The sequence below is a fragment of the Flavihumibacter rivuli genome, from assembly GCF_018595685.2.
GTDB lineage: Bacteria > Bacteroidota > Bacteroidia > Chitinophagales > Chitinophagaceae > Flavihumibacter > Flavihumibacter rivuli.
This window is the reverse complement of record NZ_CP092334.1, coordinates 538531-556139: the sequence shown is the minus strand read 5'-3', so window position 1 is coordinate 556139 and position 17609 is coordinate 538531. Positions and strand designations below refer to the sequence as shown.

The following is a 17609-nucleotide window of genomic DNA, read 5'->3' as shown; positions in this document are numbered from 1 at the left end:
GCGGACAAATTCTTCCTGGCGGCTATTTGCACCTCCCTCGTGATGTTGTACTCCATCTTCGTTTGGCTGGCCTGATCAGCTGACTGGTGATCGGAGGCCGGACATATCATCCCGGTCTGCTATCTTTAGGGCATGGAAACGACCATCAGGCCAATCAATCCGGGCGATAACCAAAGGATGGCGCAGATCATCAGGACAGCACTGGCAGAATTCGGTGCGAACAAGCCCGGCACGGTCTATTTTGACGAATCAACAGACCATCTTTATGAGCTATTCCGGGAGCCGGGTAGCGCCTATTTTATTGCTGAAGAGAACGGGGAACTATTGGGCGGGGCTGGCATCTTCCCCACCCCGGGGCTTCCGGAAGGGCATTGTGAATTGGTGAAAATGTACCTCGACAGTAAGGCGAGGGGTAAAGGACTTGGGGGTAAAATGATCAGCCATTGCCTGTCAACTGCAAAAGCCATGGGCTATACCCATATTTACCTGGAGACCATGCCGGAACTCAGGAAAGCAGTGAGTGTTTATGAGAAATTCGGGTTTCAGTACCTCAACGGTCCGATGGGCAACTCAGGCCATTTTGGTTGTGATGTCTGGATGCTAAAATCACTAAAGGATACCTGACCGCAAATGAATAATAGGTAAAAAGCCTGTCCATGTAGAAGGGACAGGCTTTTTACCTATATCATGATCACTTCCCGTTCGACCGGTAAGTATCCACGATCTTCCGGGGACTCAAGTAGATCTGGAATCCGATCCGCAGGGAAAACCCGCCATTTGCAGATTCACCACTATACTTGGAGTTAATATAACCGGCTATGGTTTCTATGGCCACATGTTCATTGACAAAGGCTGCCAGGCCAGGCCCGATAAAGAACTCACCGCCATTTGATGTTGTTGAGCTCTCCCCGTTTTTAGCTTTAATACTGGTAAAATTATACTCTACCAATCCGAATGGACGTAGGTTGTTCTTGCCAAAATAATACCGCACAAAGGGACCAATACCCAGTGTAGTCAATTCAAGGTCCCCTGACTTATCATACGAAAGCCTGACATTGCCACCCATTGCAAAATTCCTGGCGAAAAAATATCCGGCATTAGGCGTCAGGGAAATAGTGGTGTTCCTGGTGGTATTCAGGGTGAAATTTCCCCCAACCAGCCAATCCCCTTTTTCGGTCTGGCTGAAAGCATTGGCAGATCCCAGTAATCCTAGCAGTAAAGTACAAACGTAAATGAACTGTCTTTTCATAAGCGATTTTTTATTTTACAAATGATCGCTACTTCACAGTTAACCTTAATCCCCATTGAGATTGGTGGCCACCACCTCATATAAGCCACTGAACAGGTAGGTCTTGCCTGTACCCAGTTCCTTGCATTGGTATCTTTTACGAAGTTTCTTACCCTTCTGGAAAATCCGGCCGCCATCGATGGCAAAAACCGTTCCCTCCGGTAGCTCCTCAACGGTCATGGTGCGACGGTCGGGATGGTCATACTTCCTCAGGATACGCATCAGGTTTTCATCAGAGCAGCTGCTGGCCGGCAGGTTGTGCAGGCTTTTGTACAATGTTGCTTCAACATCAGGAGGAAAGAATTGTTTACCAAGGAACTCCTTTAGCAGTATGCCATAGATATCCTTCCATTCTCGGCCATGGGCAGCCACCCGATTACCAAATTGCACAAAGGTCACCAGGTGGGCCAATTCGTGCACAAGGGTAATGAGGAAAGCATAGGGATTCAGGTTGCCATTCACACTGATCCGGTGGTTCCTGCCCCTGAAGGCATGCCGGTAATCGCCCAGGACAGATTTTCGCTCACGGGTTACGGTTAGATGTACCTGGTAGCGCTGCAGGTAATGGGCTACCATTGGGTAAGAACCCTCCGGCAGAAAATGCTGCAACTGGTGAAGGGGATATTCGTTCCGGGGCATGCAGGGATCAGGCCTTGGGTTGTTTTAGTACCACACGAAGTTCCAGTGCCGTATACACCAGGTAAAGTCCCATACAGGCAAACAGTGCCGGTTTATTCACCTGGTCCCTGGCTATGTAGATATAAACAAAAGCTGCAATAACACAGCCGAAAAGTTTCAGCATCATGCTGCCGTAGACATTCCGCAGGAACATCTGGGTGGAACTGGTCTCCATTCCCCTTTTATACATGTAAAAGGTGATGATGGAGATCAGGAAGAGCAGGATATTCCCCCCTTGCAAAACGGAGGTATCCATTCCCCATTCCTGGAACCTGGCTTTTAACCCAATGGTAATGGTATTGATAAGGATGAAGAACAAAGCTATTGGCAAGAAAGCGCGGCGGGTGCTGCTGGTCTTATTTTCCATCGGATCTTTTTCCTGTTTCTTTGATTAGTTTGAATATGGTAACCCCAATGACCAGCAAAGGTAAGGTCCAGACAAATAAAGGCATAGACCATTTGAGCCGGTCATCTAACCAGATACCGGCCCAGATAGCCAATCCAAGGGCAACCATCAGCTGGGTGCCCAATCCAATATAATGCAGCCAGTTCTTAGGGTCAGGCTGCGTTGGAGGCTTTCTGTTTTTCATTCATTGCGGTGGATTTCTCCCCGGCATTGCCCATATGACAACCTCCGTTAAAGGTAGCAGCGGGTTCTACCTGCAGCTTTCCTGCATGTATATTCCCGTTTACCACTGCACTGGCTTTCAATTGGAGCAATTCCTTCACCTTGATGGTGCCTGTTACCTTGCCCATGATATCGGCCTGAGTGCCAATGATGTCCCCTTCTACGATGCCGTTGGCGCCGATCACTACCTTGGCCGTAGTGTTGATGTTTCCGATCAGGTGCCCGTCAATGCGCAGGTCGCCGTTGCTGTTGATGTCCCCTTTCAGGGTTGTTCCATTGCCGATCAGGCTGGTGCTGTTTCCGCCGGTCTCATTAGCGAATTCAGTCTTGGATTTACCGTTGAACATAGTTTTGGATTTAATCTGTGGTCGTTTCCGCAGGTGGAATATTTAAAGATGTCGTATCCAGTTTGATGGTCGCTTCGCCCTGCAATACCCCTTTGATGGTCTGCAGGTACTGATCCTTGTACTGCATGGCCTGTTCCAGCGAATCGGTCCTGATCTTCAACTGCCTCAACTCCCTGGTGGCACTGGCACTGCCATAGCCGGGGATATATAGTTTCAGCGGTGTGAAAACGATCAGGGCCACCGTCAGGCCGGTCAACAGCACAAAGATCGAACTCAGCATGATGTACACGCTCAAACGGCTCAGTTTGAACGTCACCACCTCCTCGTACGTATCATCATTCATCACTACCAGTCGGTACCTGTTACGTAAACGCTTAAGTGTGGTATTGGTATTGCTTTCGGCCATGAAATTGTTAAAAATTTAATCTCCAAACAGGGCACAACTTACAGAAAAAACGGAGCCAAAATATTTGGGTATCTTTAAAATAATTTTCTTGACAATCAGTTTATATCAATTTAGTTTGCGCGGATGAATCTTCCCCACAGCCATAAATTCACCCTTATCCTTCTCTCCTGCCTGTTCTTCCAACTGATGGCCAAGGGGCAACCCACCCTTGACCCCGACCTGAAGAAACCGAAAAAATTTGAAAACAGGGTACTGGGGGCAGAAAAGACCGCCACCACCAAATTCAAGCTGCCCAGGCGCTTCATCCAGAATACCGTTACCCATTACAACTATTATTTCAACGCCCAGACCAAGATCGACCAGGTTCTGGAAGCGGTAAAGGCCCAGCATACCGACCGCTATGCCTCCCTGCTCCCCTTCTATAATTATACCCTGGAACAAACTGCCGAGGCCAGGGTGGAACTGGATTCTGTGATTTATAAGGTAACGGCCGGGGTGTTACTGCACGACCTGCGCAGCGACTGGATGGATAACCTTTACCTGCTCCTGGGACAGGCCTACTTTTACAAGAACCAGCTGGATTCCGCCTATATCTCCTTCCAATACATGAACTATGCCTTCTCCCCCAAAGAGGAGGATGGTTACGACAAAGTGATTGCGAGCAATGCCAATGAAGGGGGCAGTAATATGGTGGTATCCACCGTTGAAAAGCGGAATATCATCAAGCGCACTTTCTCCATGCCGCCCAACCGGAACGAAGCACTGGTTTGGCTGATCCGTACCTTCCTGGCCGGCAATAACCTTGGTGCCGCCTCCACCATGATACAGACCCTGCGTAATGACCCGGAATTCCCAGAACGCCTGCAACCCCAGCTGGCAGAAGTGACCGCCAATTATTTCTATCTCCAGGAGCAATACGACAGCGCAGCCTTTTACCTGGAAAAAGCACTGCCCGTTGCCCAGACAAAAGGAGAAAGGGCCAGGTGGGAATACCTGCTCGGCCAGCTCTACGACCGGGCCGGTAAACCAGAGGCCGCCCGCAACGCCTTCCTGGAATGCATCAAACATACCATGAACCCTGTAATGGAAGTGGCGGCCAGGCTGCAAGCCAGCCAGCAGATCAGGGGCCCAGAGGATGTGAACTGGAAAGAAGCTGTTGAAGAACTGAAAAAGATGGCCAAAAAGGAACGCTACACGGCTTACCGCGACCTCATCTATTATACCATTGCCCGCATCGAGATCAACCAGAAATTATACCCCGATGCAGAGGCAAGCCTGCAGAAGAGTGTGAAATATTCCATGAACAACCCTGAGCAGAAAAGTACCTCCTACCAGTTGCTCGGGGATGTGGCCATGCAAAACCATCATTATGTAGCTGCCAGCACTTACTACGATAGTGTCGATGTAACCCTGATGGCAGAGACGGAGGCCATGGACTTTGAGAAAAAGCGGGAATTGCTATCCCGCATTGCCGCACAATACCGGATCATTGAAAGGCAGGACAGTCTCCAAAGACTGGCGGCTTTACCCGAAGATGAACGCAAGGCCATTATAAAAAAGCAACTCCGGGTCCTGCGTCGCCAAAGGGGACTGAAGGAAGAGGAAACTACCGTCACCCCGCAGGGAGCAGGCATGTTCACCTCGCTGACTGCCAATACCCCTTCGGACCTGTTCAGCACCTACGATAAGGGGGAATGGTATTTCTATAATACCTCTATGAAGGCAAGGGGCTTTACCGAGTTCAGGACCAAATGGGGCAACCGTCCCAATGTTGATAACTGGAGAAGGGCAGCCAGTATTTCCAATGCCACTTTCCAAAAAGAGACCCCTTCAACAGAAGCCTTACAGCAGGAACCCACACCGGTGGATGAACTGAGTATGGAAGGCCTGGAAAGCAAGATCCCCCTTACCCCTGAGCAAATGCAGGTTTCCAATGATTCCATCCTGATGGCCCAATTCCAGTTGGGGCTAGCCTTACAGGATGGGATGGAGGACTATGACCTGGCCATCCAGACCTATGAAGGGCTGCTGGCAAGGTTCCCCGCCAATAACAGGGAAGCGGAAGTATTGTACAACCTCCACTTTTGCTATAAACAATTAGGAAGGAACGCAGACGCAGCCAGGGTCATGGAACTCATGAACAAATCCTATCCCGGCACCCGTTTCCAGCAAATGGCACAGGACCCTGTTGCCGTCCAGAAGGCAGACAGTGCACAGGTTGAGGCGGCAACGAAAACCTATACTGAGATCTATAACCAATACATTGAAGGGGATTTCACCAATGCCATCGGCAATAAGCAAAAGGCCGACAGCCTCTATGGCGATCATTACTGGACCCCGCAACTGCTTTACATCGAGGCCATCTACCAGGTAAAGACAGGGGCGGATACCATTGCCATAGAGACCCTCACCCAATTGAGGAACAAGTTCCCCGACCACCCACTGGCACTTAAGGCAGAAACCCTTATCGATGTCATTGGCAGGAGGAAGGAGATCGAAGATTACCTGAGGAACCTTCAGATCGAGCGCCCGGCCGAGGATACACCGGTTATCCTTGATGAGGAACCCGTTGCCAAAGCAGATCCCAAAGCCGCCAATATCAAGAAGGCAGAAGGCCAGAAACCGGCTGAGGCAGTAAAGGTGGGGCCTGAAAAGCTCGCCAATAAGAAAGAAGAGCCGCAGGTTTACATTCCCGAGGCAGAGATCAAGGCAGCCAAAAAAGTAGAGGTTGCCAGGGCCAAGCCTGTGGGCATTGATAGTTCCAAGCTGAAAAAGGAAGCACCGGTACTGGCCCCCAAATCGCCCTACACGAGGTTCGCCAACCAGCCGCACCAGGTGATCCTGGTACTGGATAAGGTAGACCCGGTTTATGTGAATGAGGCCAGGAACGCTTTCGACCGCTACAACAGGGAGAATTATTATAACCAAAAACTTCCCGCTGCTGTTGCAAGCCTGACAGACACCATCAAACTGGTGACCATTACCGGCTTCGCTAATGAACAGGCAGCAATAGATTATATAGAGAAGGCCAATCCGCTCACCACCAAGGAGATCATCCCCTGGCTGAAGAAGGACAAGTATGTCCTGTTACCGGTGGCAGAGGTGAACCTTACCCTCCTGATGAACAGCAAGGACCTGAAAGCCTATAAGGAGTTCCTGGAGCAGGTATTCCCGAACCGGTTCAAATAATGTAACTTCCAACTTAACCCATTGCGGAACAATCAGTTTTAATATTTTCGGGCCTGGTTTTTGCCTTTAAAACATACGAGAGAGACATATATGAAACATACCGTACAAGTTTTCTGGAAAATTGTCCTTTGGGGTTTTGCAGCCTTCGTACTATTGCTGCTGCTGATCAACTTTGGCATTTTCGGCAAGCTTCCATCCCTTAGCGAATTGGAGAACCCTTCTGTCCTTCAGGCAACAGAAGTGTATGCCTCAGATGGCACACTGATGGGCAAGTTCTACCGCGATAGGGGCAACAGGAGCAATGTTGACTATAATGATATTTCCAAGCATGTTGTCAATGCCCTGGTGGCCACCGAAGACGAACGCTTTTATGACCATTCCGGTATCGATGGCCGTTCTGTGGCCAGGGCGGTGATCTTCCTGGGCCGCGAAGGCGGTGGTTCTACCATTACCCAGCAGCTCGCCCTGAACATGTTTTCGGAAAGGGCCAGGAACCCGATCACAAGGGTGATCCAGAAACTGAAGGAATGGATCATTGCCATCAAACTGGAAAGGAATTTTACGAAGGAAGAGATCCTGACACTCTACCTGAATACGGTACCCTTCGGTGAGAACGTATATGGTATCCGCAATGCGGCCCTTACCTTTTTCCAGAAGGAACCCGACCGCCTCAACGTTGAAGAGGCCGCTGTCCTGGTGGGCATGCTGAAAGGCAATACCATTTACAATCCCCGTAAGAACCCGAAGGCTGCAGTGAACCGAAGGAATGTGGTGCTGGACCAGATGGTAAAGAACAACTACCTCACCGAAACCAAGGGTAAGGAACTGAAGCTAAAGCCGATCGCCCTCAACTACAAGAAGCAGGATGAGAATGCCGGCCTCGCCCCCTATTTCAGGGAGGTCCTGAGGGATGATATCAAGAAATGGTGTAAGGAACACACCAATCCCGCTACCGGCGACCCTTACGATATTTACAAAGATGGCCTGAGGATCTATACTACCATCAACCCCAGGATGCAATTGTATGCCGAAGAGGCCGTGGCCAAGCATATGCCTGTACTGCAAAAAGCCCTGAACGCCCAGTCATCTGTGAAGAAGGGAGCCGTTTGGAATGGTCGCAATAATGTGCTGGAATCAGCCATGAAAAACAGCGACCGCTGGGAAAACATGAAGGAGGATGGCGCCAGTGACGAAGAGATCAGGGCCAGTTTTAAGCAGAAGGTCCAGATGAAGGTATTTGCCTGGAACTCCAAGCGTGAACTCGACACCATCATGACCCCGCTGGACTCCATCAAGTACCACCGCCAGATGTTGCAGACCTCCTTTATGGTGATGGATCCCATAACCGGCGAGGTGAAGGCCTGGGTAGGGGGAATTGATTTCAAGAACTACAAGTACGACCACGTTAATATCAATACCAAGCGCCAGGTGGGTTCTTCCATCAAGCCCTTCCTGTATTGCCAGGCCATTGAAGAGGCAGGCTTTACCCCTGAAACACCAGTGCCCAACGTGGCCCAGAACTTCCCGGGTTTTGGTATGGTACCGGCCAAGGGAGAATGTAAAGGCAATACGGTTTCCATGGCCAGCGCCCTTACCTATTCCCTGAACTGTGCCACAGCCTACCTGATGAAGCAGGTGACACCAAAGCGTTTTGTGGATTTCCTCCACAATATCAATATCAAGACGGAAATGGAAGCCTATCCTTCCATCTGCCTTGGCGCCGTTGACCTGTCCATGTACGAGATGCTTTATGGCTATACCATGTTCGCCAACAGGGGCTTCAGCACTGAACCCGTTTACATCACGCGGATAGAAGACCGTAATGGCAACGTTCTGGAATCCTTCCAGCCTAAGATGAACCAGGTGATCAGCGAAGCTGCAGCCTATACCATGGTGAAGATGCTGGGTGGTCCCGTTGAAATGGGTACTGCAAAAGGCCTAAGGGCCAGGTTGGGTGCCGCTGAAATGGGCGGTAAAACAGGTACCACCAACGACAATGCCGATGCCTGGTTCATAGGTTTCACCCCCCAGTTGCTGGGCGGCACCTGGATCGGTTGCGATGACCGCTTCATCAGGCTGGAAAGCGGCCTTGGTTATGGTGGCCAGGCCGCCAGGCCGATCTGGGAATATTTTTTCCAGAAGGTTTATGCCGATAAGACCCTGGGTATTGATAAGGAGGCCAGGTTTGTCCAACCCGAGCAAATGCGGAACGAGACCATGTTCGACTACATGAATATCATTGACCAGGCTCCACCGCCCGGTGCCGAGGGAGTTGACCAGGGTAATGGCCAGGCAGATGACTACCTCTCCGTTCCCGACACCAGCAATGTACCAGTAGAATCCCAACTCAATCCGGAAGAAGAGAATATTTTGAAAGAGGCCAAGGGCAACAATAAGGAAGAAAAGAAAGCCACCAACAAGCCTGCCGTCCAGGAGCCGCCTAAGGAAGAAAAGAAGAAAGGACTATTCAAAAAAATCTTCGGTGGAAAGGATAAGAAGAACGGCGAATGATCCAGGCCGGATCAATTAAATGAATTCAAAAGCTTACTTGAAAATCATGGCAAATGCCCCCAGTTGGGGGCATTGCTATTTGGGTTGACACTTTATTTATTAATCCAAGAACCAGGCAGTTCCCATAACTCCTTTCTCCTTCCTGTAACAGATTTTGTATTGAAACAATGCACCCGAAAAGGTTCGGTTACCCTTTAGGGGAACGGGAAATCCAGCTCATTATATCACAAATAAAATCGGCTGCCCCGGAGAACGGGACAGCCGATTAAGTTATCTGATGACCAGTTTGGATTACTGGCTTACTTTGAATTCAACCCTACGGTTCTGGGCGCGACCGGCAGCATTTGCGTTATCGGCAACCGGCTGATCCTGGCCATAACCAACAGCATTCAGGCGATCTGCAACTACACCCTTCTTCACGAGGTAAGCTTTAACAGCTTCAGCACGCTTCTGGCTAAGTGTCTGGTTAAGTTCTGCCTTACCGGTATTATCGGTATGACCACCGATCTCCACCTTCAACTGGGGGTATTCTTCATTCAGGATCCTTGCAGCCTTATCCAGTTCCTTCTTGGCAGCAGCAGTCAGGGCAGCGCTACCGGTTACAAACTGAACATTGGATGCGTTGAACTTCGAAGTTTCCAGCTTGGGACATCCGCCATTATCAGCAGGGCCGGCGATATCAGGACAACGGTCTTCTTCATCGTTCACACCATCATTATCACGGTCAGGAATAGGACAACCCTGGTAACGGGCCAGACCGGCAACCTGGGGACACTTGTCTTCCTCATCGTTCACGCCATCGTTATCACTATCAGGAATAGGACAACCCTGGTAGCGGGCGATACCGGGAACATCAGGACACTTATCATCTTTATCAGCTATACCGTCGTTATCCTTGTCAGGGCAACCGTTCAGGGCTACCAGTCCGGGTTCAGTAGGACAAGCGTCGACTGAATCCACAATGCCATCCTTATCCGTATCCAGTACAATTGGCGGAGGAGGCGGAGGCAGTACCTTAGGCTGTTTGGGCTTACCGATATTACCGGCAATACCTATGCTGTGGTAGAAATGGTTAGCGGTGGTATTGGTAACCTTCATGCGGTACTGTGAATTGATCAGCAGGAAAGCTTCATCATAAAAGTTCACCTGGAGACCAACACCAACAGGCACGATAGCTCCCCAATAACCTTTCCACTTAGAGGCGGCAATACCTGCGGAAAGATAGGGGCTCACCCAATATTTATCCGGAACCATCTTGGCATGAACCATGGCATCCCATTCGAAAAGGGCTTCGCTATTGCCAGTGGAAGTCCTGTTGGGTACAGGGTAATCCACAAAGGAAACGCCAAGGGTTGTAGAGAAATCGAAGGTATTGGTCAGGCCTTTCATGTAGTTAACGCCAAAACCAAATTTGTGCTCGTTGAATTTAGCCCATTCCCCATTTTCCAGAACATCACTTAATGAGGATTCTTTGATACGCTGCGGGGTTTGAAAGTCGTTTCCAAAGAAATGGATTCCAATAGCAGGACGCTTTTTGTACTCATAGTCCTGGCTGAATGCAACAATTGAAATGCTGCACAGCGCGAACAATGACATAAAAATTTTCTTCATAATGCAATGTTTATATGCTGGCGCAAAAATAGAGCGCGGATTCGAAGAACAAAAATTATTAATTCGTCATCTCACCGCTATCCGCTTCCGGCTTTTTCTTCCCCAGGACTTCCACTTTTACCTTGGTCAGGCCCCTGCTAAGGTAGCCAAGTTTGGCGGCAGCAGCCCCGGAAAGGTCCACCAGGCGGGTATTCCTGTGGTGGAGACGGTCATTTACCTTGACTACAACAGTTCGCCCGTTACGAAGGTTCGTTACTTTTATCCATGTGCCTAACGGAAGACCATTATGCGCAGCTGTGAACTTCTTGCTATCATATAGTTCACCACTGGAAGTTTTCCTGCCATTGAACTTGGCAGCATAATAACTGGCGGTTCCATATTGTACCTTGGCGGTATTGGCCTTTCTTTTGGCCGCCGGGGGACTGGCAAAACCGGTATCTACCAGCTTCCCATCCTGGGAACGACCGGCAACCGGGGCCATCAGCCCAATGGCCAGGGTTAATCTTGACAGGATTTTCATAGTATCAGTTTATAGGTTTGGATAGGAAATGACGCTCTACCAATAGCCGGTCCTCGCCATAGATATCCTCAAAAAACCTGATCTTCCCATCAACAGCCTCCACGGTAAAATAGCGGATAAATATGGGCACCCTCGGGAAATTGCTGACTACATGCTTCTCCTGGCGCTGGATCCAGGCCCTTAGGGTGTCGGTATGGTAGGTAATGGTATCGTCCCTCACCAGGAAATGGGAGAGCTTTTCCCAGTCCTGTACCCTTACACAGCCATGGCTCAGGGCCCTGGAGGAACGGGAGAACAGGCCCCGGGCATTAGTATCATGCAGGTAAACCGCATATTTATTGCGGAAATTGAACTTCATTACCCCCAGCGAATTATCATCCCCCTGGCGCTGCCTTAACAGGTAGGGAAAATTGGTCTTGCTCAATTTTGACCAATCAATATTGGCAGGATTGATCACACTATCATACTTATCCACTACCATCAGGTTCTGCTTTGCCAGGTACCTGATATCCTTCTGGATCTTTGGCAACATCTCCTTAAAGATGATACTATAAGGTACCGTCCATTGCGGGTAGGTAATAAAGTTCACCACTTCACTATTCAATACGGGTGTCCTGTTCTTCGGCGTACCCACGATCACCTTTGAGCGGAAAGCAATACTATCCCCATCCATCACGGTCAGTTGGTAAGCCGGGATATTGACCCAGAGGTAGGTCAGGGGCATTTGTTCCGGCAATTGGCGGTAACGGTCAAGGTTAACCGCGATTCTGCGGAACTTGTCCCAATCGGTGGAATTGAGGCTCTTAACGGTCTGGTCCCCTACCCGACCGGTGGTCCGGATGCCTTTGGATTTCTGGTATGACCTTACTGCATTGAAGAAAGTGGTACTGTCGCTGATCTCCCATGAAGGATTCAACAAACCGGATTCCTGTAATCTTTGGGCCACCTGTTGCACAAGTGCTATGGAGTCCTTGTTCGGGTACTGTATATAGGTATACTCCCTGAATTTCACCGAATCGAGGAAAGCCGGCAATGCGGCCCTTATGGCCTTGTAATCCGGGTGTACCGGTTCAAGGGATTCCAAAACACCAACGATATTACCCGATGACAGGGAAGATCGCAGTTGCTGCAGGTAGAAATCATCATTGATGAGTGAATCATTGCGCAAGGTCACGCTATCGCGTTGGAGATGTCCCTGTTTCAGGTGGCGGGCCATCTGGAGAAAGCCATCACTCAACAGAAGGTCGGCCCTGCACCAAAGGGCGATATTCTTACGGGCAAGGGTATCCGTAACGATCTTGTTCCGGATAGCAAGCAAGGCGGGTAAATGGTAATCAGAAGGGAATAACCCGAAAAGTTTCGCCTTGCTGATCATGAAAAAAAGGGAATCCCCTGATGGCTTCCACCGGTCCCCCTCACTCCATAAAGGCTGGTAATTATTCTCTTCATAAATGGTCGACAACAAGGCATAATTGGGCAGCCGCACAGAATCATTCAATTTACCCTTTTCTTCATCGAGGTAACTGACCAGGTCCCTGATCTGTTCATGCGCTTTGGCCTCTGCCTGCTCAGGTTCCTTTACGATCACCACTTCTTCAGGAGGCTGGGAACCTGAGGGGTTGCCACAGGCAAACAGGAACGCAAGTCCCGAAACGATCAACAAGGCAGGCAGGCATTTTTTCAAACTGTCAAAATTTATTTTCATCAATGGGCAACACAGAATCATTATTTTCCATGACGGAAACGACCACACATGTACAATATAATTATTCGCTATCAATTGTCCCTATTGGCCATACTCTTTTTATCCACCCCTGTCATTGGCCAATCCGTTTCTGCTTATGGTGTCCCGGTATGGAAAGATGCAAAAAAATACCGGGAAGTTGCGAGGGCCGACAGTAACCACCTGATGGTCAATCTTGCAAAAGCCATACCCGGCTTGCCATTCGACCTCCGCTATGCTACTGAAAATAATTTTACCGGGAAGAAATTATACCCCGGCAAGCCTGCTACCAGCTATCTCCGTTTACCAGCAGCAAGGGCTTTGGCAAAAATCCAGTCCTCATTAATGGAAAAGGGTTATTCCCTGAAGGTGTTTGATGCCTACCGGCCCTATTCCGCTACCGTGGTGATGTGGGAACTGGTGCGGGATGAACGATATGCCGCCAATCCGGCCAAGGGAAGCGGACATAACCGTGGGCTGGCCATTGACCTAACTATTATCAACAACCGAAACGGCAAGGAATTGGATATGGGGACAGGCTTCGACAATTTCACCGATACTGCCCACCATAGTTTCACCAACCTGCCGCAGGAGGTCATCCAAAACCGGAAACTGCTGCGGGAGGTGATGGAAACGAATGGATTCAAGGCGCTTGAAACGGAATGGTGGCATTACTATTGGCCAAACGACAGGAATTATCCCATTATGGATATCGGGTTTGGCAAACTGCATTGAACCAAATATGAGTCAACAGCAAAAGAATAAAAGGGAATCTATTGCAGACCTCAATTCAATTGTTCTACTTCAACTACCGCATCCAGGTTGATGGGGCCATAAATATGGGGGAAAGTATCCAGCGTTGATGGTGACCATTCATGAATGAGGCGGCTCGAAAGCTTTGCAGGATCAATGGTCAGCTTGACCAAACCCTTCTTTCCGGCATAGTAGCGATCCAATACACCGGCAACCTGCGCGGACTCAGAACAATGGATAAAACCTTCTTTGTGGAGGGATTCCGTTACATATTCGCCATTGGCCTTTGCTTTTTCCCAGTCCTCCCTAAATGTTATATGATAGATCATTTCTTTTAATCGTTTTCGTTAGTAATTATTTCCATACCCTTGGAATGGCATTCACCTGCATCATCAGGTCGGCCAGCACCATGGCCGTAACAGCCTCCAACACCACAGGCACTCGAAGGGCAATACAGAGGTCATGTCTTCCCTTGACAGAAAAGGTTTCCTGTTCGCCGGTCTCCCAGTTCAGGGTCAGCTGGTCCCTGGGCGTTGAGGAGGTCGGTTTAATGGCGATCCGGAACACCAGTTCGTTACCATTGGTGATACCTCCTACCACTCCACCGGCATGATTGCTCCGGGTATGTCCCTGCATGTCCTCAATTGGGTCATTATGCTCTACCCCAAACATCCTCGCTGCAGCAAAACCGGTACCGAACTCAATTCCCCTCACGGCAGGAATGGCAAATACCGCATGGCTGATCAGCGATTCCACGGAATCAAAGAAAGGTTCACCCAAACCTGCAGACAACCCATTCACCCTGCATTCTACGATTCCTCCAATGGAGTCCTTCGCATCAATGGCTTTTTGCAAGCCGGCTTCAATATCCGGCTCCCCGCCAATTTCCAGGATCCTGGCTTCCACCTTAATGGCCCCCAGCAACTTTTTGGCGATCACCCCTGCAGCAACCAAGCCAACAGTCAGCCTGCCGCTGAAATGCCCTCCGCCCCTGAAATCCTCAAAACCCCCAAATTTCTGGTGGGCAACCATATCGGCATGTCCCGGACGGGGAACGGCCCTTTGCTTTTCATAATCGCCGGAGCGGGTATTCTTGTTCTCAAACAGGATGGTCATGGGCGCACCTGTAGCATGCCCATTGAACAATCCGGTCTGGAATATCGGTAGGTCATCTTCCTTCCTGGGTGTCGTGCCTTTTTGCACTCCTCCCTTACGGCGTTCTATATCCACCAGGAAATCTTCCAGCGCCAGGGGAAGTCCAGCCGGCACCCCATCCAGGATCACCCCCACACCAGGGCCATGCGATTCCCCTACAATGCTTACCCGAAATAATTTGCCAAATGAATTCATACAAGATATCTGTTTACAGGGACCCCATCGGATCCCATATGCTGCCAAAGTAAATGCAATTGTGCCTACTCCTTCCTGCTATCTTATCCTTCCCCAACCAGCAGGCTGACCGGAACAAGATAGGCATTACTGCTTATTCCATTAAATATCCTATTTACGGCATCCTGCGCAATATTGTTTGCCGAATGATAATTGCCCTTCCCCTTATCAGTTGATCAGGACAGATGCGCCCAACAAGCCTATATGTCGGTAGAAATCAGGATAGGATTTATTGATCGCTTCCGCGCATTCAATATGGGTTGGGCCATCTGCACACAAACCCGCGACTGCGCAGGCCATTGCAATCCGGTGGTCGTGATGGGAATGAACGGTGGCGGCTTTCAGGCCGGTACCACCCTTGATGATCATCAGGTCATCCTGTAAAGTGATCTCAATACCCATTTTGCCAAACTCTTCCTGGAGGGTCAGGGCCCGGTTGCTTTCCTTGTGTGCCAAACGATTAACCCCTTCAATGACCGTGGTTCCTTCGCAGCAGGCGGCCAGGGCAACCAATGGCGGAAAGAGGTCAGGGCAATCCGTAGCATTGAAATGAAAGGCCTTGAGCGGAAGCTTACGCATTTCGATATGTTCCGGCGTTATGCTCATGCCTGCACCACAACTCATCAGGGCCTGCAATACTGCCTTATCCGCCTGGGTGGAGAAAACATCCAACCCCTTGATGGTAATGTTACCGGCAATGGCACCTGCCACCAATAAGAAGGCTGCGCCACTCCAATCGCCTTCAACGGTATAGGTCCGTTGAACATTGGTATTCAACCGGACAGGCTGATCATCAAAATAGAAGGATTCATAGTTCCTGTTCTCCGGCACTTTCAGGCCAAAAGCCTTCATTACTGCCAGCGTAAGGTCCACATAAGGCTTGCTCTTCAGGTTGGTAACATGGATGGACACATTCTTTGCACCCGCTGCCGCATAGGCCATGAGCATGCCTGTAAGGAACTGGGAACTGAGTGACCCGTCGATGGTGATATCAGCGGGTTGCAATGGCCCCTTGATACCCAGTGGTAATCTTCCCTGGTTGGTACTGGTCTCCACTTGTAATTGCGGGAGTACGGTATCAAAAAAATCCATGGGCCTGGATACCAGGCTGCCTTCACCGGTAACGGTGATCGGAGTATTGTTCAACGCAACGATAGGGGTGAACATCCGGATACCAAGGCCACTCTCCCCGCAATGCACCTGCGAATCACGGGCATGTACACCCGCACTTTTTACTTCCAGGGTATCTTCAACTGCACGAACTTCTGCACCCAGGGCCTGTATCACCCCAAGGGCAGCCTTGTCATCATTGCTATGACCGGGGTTACGGATGACGGTGGTACCTCCCGCAACAAGGGCGGCTGCACATGCCCGCTGCATAGAGCTTTTGGAGGCAGGTGCATAAATATCGCCCTTCAGTGAGGAAGGTTGAATAGTAGCTATCATATTGGTTTAAAGACCTTGATTGATTCGTTCAAAAATTTGTTCAATTTCCTTCAGGGGAAGGGTATGGATAACTCCCTTGCCGATCCGCTGCAACAGGATGTAGTGCAGATGGTCGCGCTCACGTTTCTTATCATGCTTCAATACGGAAAGTACTTTCTCCTTGTCGAACTGAGCATAGGTAGGCAACCCATAGCGATCGATCAACTCTACCACCTTTTCTGCCTGCCTAAATCCAAGCAGGGAGGCTGAGATGTGCGCGGCATAGGTTATACCGATGGCAACAGCCTGGCCATGGGTGAGTTCATACTGGTTCTCCAGGGCATGTGCAAGTGTATGGCCGAAATTCAGCAGCTTGCGATCGCCCTGCTCGGTCTCGTCTTGCTGCACAACTTTGGTCTTCAGCAGCGCATTGCGCTTCACCAATTCTGCCACAGCCTTCTTATTCTTCTGATAATACCCGAGGTCCCTTGCTGCAAGCTCCCGAAACATTGCGGCGTCTTTTATACAACCATGCTTGATGATCTCAGCAAAGCCGTTGCGCCATTCCATATCAGGCAGGGTTGCCAATAAGGAAGTATCAAAGAATAAAAAAGCCGGTTGGCGGATGATGCCCACCATGTTCTTGTACACGCCGACATCAATACCATTCTTTCCACCGATGGATGCATCCACCATGGCCAGAAGGCTGGTTGGGATGAACCCGGTGCGGATACCGCGCATGTATACAGACCCGATATAACCGGCGAGGTCGGTGATCACACCGCCGCCCATGCCTATCAGCGTGGTTTTGCGGTCGGCCTCTAACGCTATCAGTTCATCGATCACGGCATCGGCTGTCTGCTGCACTTTGTATTCCTCTCCTGGTTTCAACACAATGGTCTTCCAGCCCTTCAGCTTATTGCCGTAATGCTGGTAGATGTGTTCATCGGTGAGGATAACACTGTGGGCCTTATCCGCTACGTCCTTCAATCTGGAAAGACTGGCACCGAAATAATATTCCACTGTTGACTGGCCTATCCTGATCTTTTTCTTTTCCATTGATTTGACTGAGTTATTCCTATCCTTATTTGTTTTTTGCCACGAAGGCGCTAAGACGCGAAGTGGCACTAAGCGTCTGGAA

Annotated in this window: 17 protein-coding genes; 4 read left to right on the top strand and 13 right to left on the bottom strand. The window is 49.8% G+C overall.

What is annotated here, in order from left to right; all coding sequences use genetic code 11:
• Positions 1–132: 132 nt before the first annotated feature.
• Entirely contained in the window at positions 133–624 is a 492-nt protein-coding gene (locus KJS94_RS02410; protein WP_214447159.1) for a GNAT family N-acetyltransferase, read from the top strand.
• 67 nt (positions 625–691) lie between these two features.
• Here the strand turns inward: KJS94_RS02410 and KJS94_RS02405 are convergent, their stop codons facing one another.
• The 6 genes from KJS94_RS02405 to KJS94_RS02380 are packed head-to-tail and all read right to left on the bottom strand — an operon-like array spanning position 692 to position 3347.
• Entirely contained in the window at positions 692–1249 is a 558-nt protein-coding gene (locus tag KJS94_RS02405) for an outer membrane beta-barrel protein (protein ID WP_214447158.1), read from the bottom strand.
• 45 nt (positions 1250–1294) lie between these two features.
• Positions 1295–1927 (bottom strand): SprT-like domain-containing protein, encoded by a 633-nt coding sequence (locus KJS94_RS02400; RefSeq protein ID WP_214447157.1) that lies wholly within the window; start codon positions 1925–1927, stop codon positions 1295–1297.
• 7 nt (positions 1928–1934) lie between these two features.
• Positions 1935–2333 carry a hypothetical protein gene (locus tag KJS94_RS02395; RefSeq protein ID WP_214447156.1) on the bottom strand — a complete coding sequence of 133 codons (399 nt, stop codon included), beginning with the start codon at positions 2331–2333 and terminating at the stop codon, positions 1935–1937.
• Complete coding sequence (locus KJS94_RS02390; RefSeq protein WP_214447155.1) at positions 2323–2556, bottom strand: AtpZ/AtpI family protein; 234 nt, start codon at positions 2554–2556, stop codon at positions 2323–2325. The genes KJS94_RS02395 and KJS94_RS02390 overlap by 11 nt, the downstream gene beginning before the upstream one ends.
• Entirely contained in the window at positions 2525–2941 is a 417-nt protein-coding gene (locus KJS94_RS02385; RefSeq protein WP_214447154.1) for a bactofilin family protein, read from the bottom strand. The genes KJS94_RS02390 and KJS94_RS02385 overlap by 32 nt, the downstream gene beginning before the upstream one ends.
• A gap of 10 nt (positions 2942–2951) precedes the next feature.
• Complete coding sequence (locus tag KJS94_RS02380; RefSeq protein ID WP_214447153.1) at positions 2952–3347, bottom strand: hypothetical protein; 396 nt, start codon at positions 3345–3347, stop codon at positions 2952–2954.
• Positions 3348–3470: 123 nt separating this feature from the next.
• On the opposite strand from KJS94_RS02380, the gene porW reads away from it, so the two are divergent.
• Positions 3471–6536 carry a type IX secretion system periplasmic lipoprotein PorW/SprE gene (porW, locus tag KJS94_RS02375; RefSeq protein ID WP_214447152.1) on the top strand — a complete coding sequence of 1022 codons (3066 nt, stop codon included), beginning with the start codon at positions 3471–3473 and terminating at the stop codon, positions 6534–6536.
• A 90-nt stretch (positions 6537–6626) separates the two neighbouring features.
• Positions 6627–9047, top strand: coding sequence for a penicillin-binding protein 1A (locus tag KJS94_RS02370; RefSeq protein ID WP_214447151.1), 2421 nt, complete (start codon positions 6627–6629; stop codon positions 9045–9047).
• Between the two features lie 291 nt (positions 9048–9338).
• On the opposite strand, the gene KJS94_RS02365 is transcribed toward KJS94_RS02370, so the two are convergent.
• From KJS94_RS02365 to KJS94_RS02355, 3 genes are read right to left on the bottom strand one after another with little or no spacing between them, the layout of a single operon-like run.
• Positions 9339–10658: an OmpA family protein gene (locus KJS94_RS02365; RefSeq protein WP_214447150.1), complete on the bottom strand. Its 1320-nt coding sequence runs from the start codon at positions 10656–10658 to the stop codon at positions 9339–9341.
• A gap of 58 nt (positions 10659–10716) precedes the next feature.
• Entirely contained in the window at positions 10717–11178 is a 462-nt protein-coding gene (locus KJS94_RS02360) for a septal ring lytic transglycosylase RlpA family protein (RefSeq protein WP_214447149.1), read from the bottom strand.
• Between the two features lie 4 nt (positions 11179–11182).
• A complete protein-coding gene (locus KJS94_RS02355; protein WP_214447148.1) occupies positions 11183–12862 on the bottom strand; it encodes a L,D-transpeptidase family protein in 1680 nt (559 codons plus the stop codon).
• Between the two features lie 69 nt (positions 12863–12931).
• Here KJS94_RS02355 and ddpX point away from each other — a divergent pair, with 69 nt between their 5' ends.
• Positions 12932–13636: a D-alanyl-D-alanine dipeptidase gene (gene ddpX, locus KJS94_RS02350; RefSeq protein WP_214447147.1), complete on the top strand. Its 705-nt coding sequence runs from the start codon at positions 12932–12934 to the stop codon at positions 13634–13636.
• Between the two features lie 50 nt (positions 13637–13686).
• Here the strand turns inward: ddpX and KJS94_RS02345 are convergent, their stop codons facing one another.
• From KJS94_RS02345 to aroB, 4 genes are all read right to left on the bottom strand, one after another.
• Positions 13687–13983, bottom strand: coding sequence for a DUF952 domain-containing protein (locus tag KJS94_RS02345; protein WP_214447146.1), 297 nt, complete (start codon positions 13981–13983; stop codon positions 13687–13689).
• 25 nt (positions 13984–14008) lie between these two features.
• Positions 14009–15004 (bottom strand): chorismate synthase, encoded by a 996-nt coding sequence (locus KJS94_RS02340; RefSeq protein ID WP_214447145.1) that lies wholly within the window; start codon positions 15002–15004, stop codon positions 14009–14011.
• Between the two features lie 207 nt (positions 15005–15211).
• Positions 15212–16489, bottom strand: coding sequence for a 3-phosphoshikimate 1-carboxyvinyltransferase (gene aroA, locus KJS94_RS02335; RefSeq protein ID WP_214447144.1), 1278 nt, complete (start codon positions 16487–16489; stop codon positions 15212–15214).
• 6 nt (positions 16490–16495) lie between these two features.
• Positions 16496–17527, bottom strand: a complete 1032-nt coding sequence (gene aroB, locus KJS94_RS02330) for a 3-dehydroquinate synthase (RefSeq protein WP_214447143.1) — start codon at positions 17525–17527, stop codon at positions 16496–16498.
• Positions 17528–17609 lie beyond the last annotated feature (82 nt).

Coding starts and splice junctions, on each gene's coding strand:
- porW (WP_214447152.1), top strand. CDS start 3,471: ATGAATCTTCCCCACAGCCATAAATTCACCCTTATCCTTCTCTCCTGC.
- KJS94_RS02365 (WP_214447150.1), bottom strand. CDS start 10,658: ATGAAGAAAATTTTTATGTCATTGTTCGCGCTGTGCAGCATTTCAATT.
- aroB (WP_214447143.1), bottom strand. CDS start 17,527: ATGGAAAAGAAAAAGATCAGGATAGGCCAGTCAACAGTGGAATATTAT.
- KJS94_RS02340 (WP_214447145.1), bottom strand. CDS start 15,004: ATGAATTCATTTGGCAAATTATTTCGGGTAAGCATTGTAGGGGAATCG.
- KJS94_RS02385 (WP_214447154.1), bottom strand. CDS start 2,941: ATGTTCAACGGTAAATCCAAGACTGAATTCGCTAATGAGACCGGCGGA.
- aroA (WP_214447144.1), bottom strand. CDS start 16,489: ATGATAGCTACTATTCAACCTTCCTCACTGAAGGGCGATATTTATGCA.
- ddpX (WP_214447147.1), top strand. CDS start 12,932: ATGTACAATATAATTATTCGCTATCAATTGTCCCTATTGGCCATACTC.
- KJS94_RS02395 (WP_214447156.1), bottom strand. CDS start 2,333: ATGGAAAATAAGACCAGCAGCACCCGCCGCGCTTTCTTGCCAATAGCT.
- KJS94_RS02345 (WP_214447146.1), bottom strand. CDS start 13,983: ATGATCTATCATATAACATTTAGGGAGGACTGGGAAAAAGCAAAGGCC.
- KJS94_RS02380 (WP_214447153.1), bottom strand. CDS start 3,347: ATGGCCGAAAGCAATACCAATACCACACTTAAGCGTTTACGTAACAGG.
- KJS94_RS02405 (WP_214447158.1), bottom strand. CDS start 1,249: ATGAAAAGACAGTTCATTTACGTTTGTACTTTACTGCTAGGATTACTG.
- KJS94_RS02400 (WP_214447157.1), bottom strand. CDS start 1,927: ATGCCCCGGAACGAATATCCCCTTCACCAGTTGCAGCATTTTCTGCCG.
- KJS94_RS02390 (WP_214447155.1), bottom strand. CDS start 2,556: ATGAAAAACAGAAAGCCTCCAACGCAGCCTGACCCTAAGAACTGGCTG.
- KJS94_RS02360 (WP_214447149.1), bottom strand. CDS start 11,178: ATGAAAATCCTGTCAAGATTAACCCTGGCCATTGGGCTGATGGCCCCG.
- KJS94_RS02410 (WP_214447159.1), top strand. CDS start 133: ATGGAAACGACCATCAGGCCAATCAATCCGGGCGATAACCAAAGGATG.
- KJS94_RS02370 (WP_214447151.1), top strand. CDS start 6,627: ATGAAACATACCGTACAAGTTTTCTGGAAAATTGTCCTTTGGGGTTTT.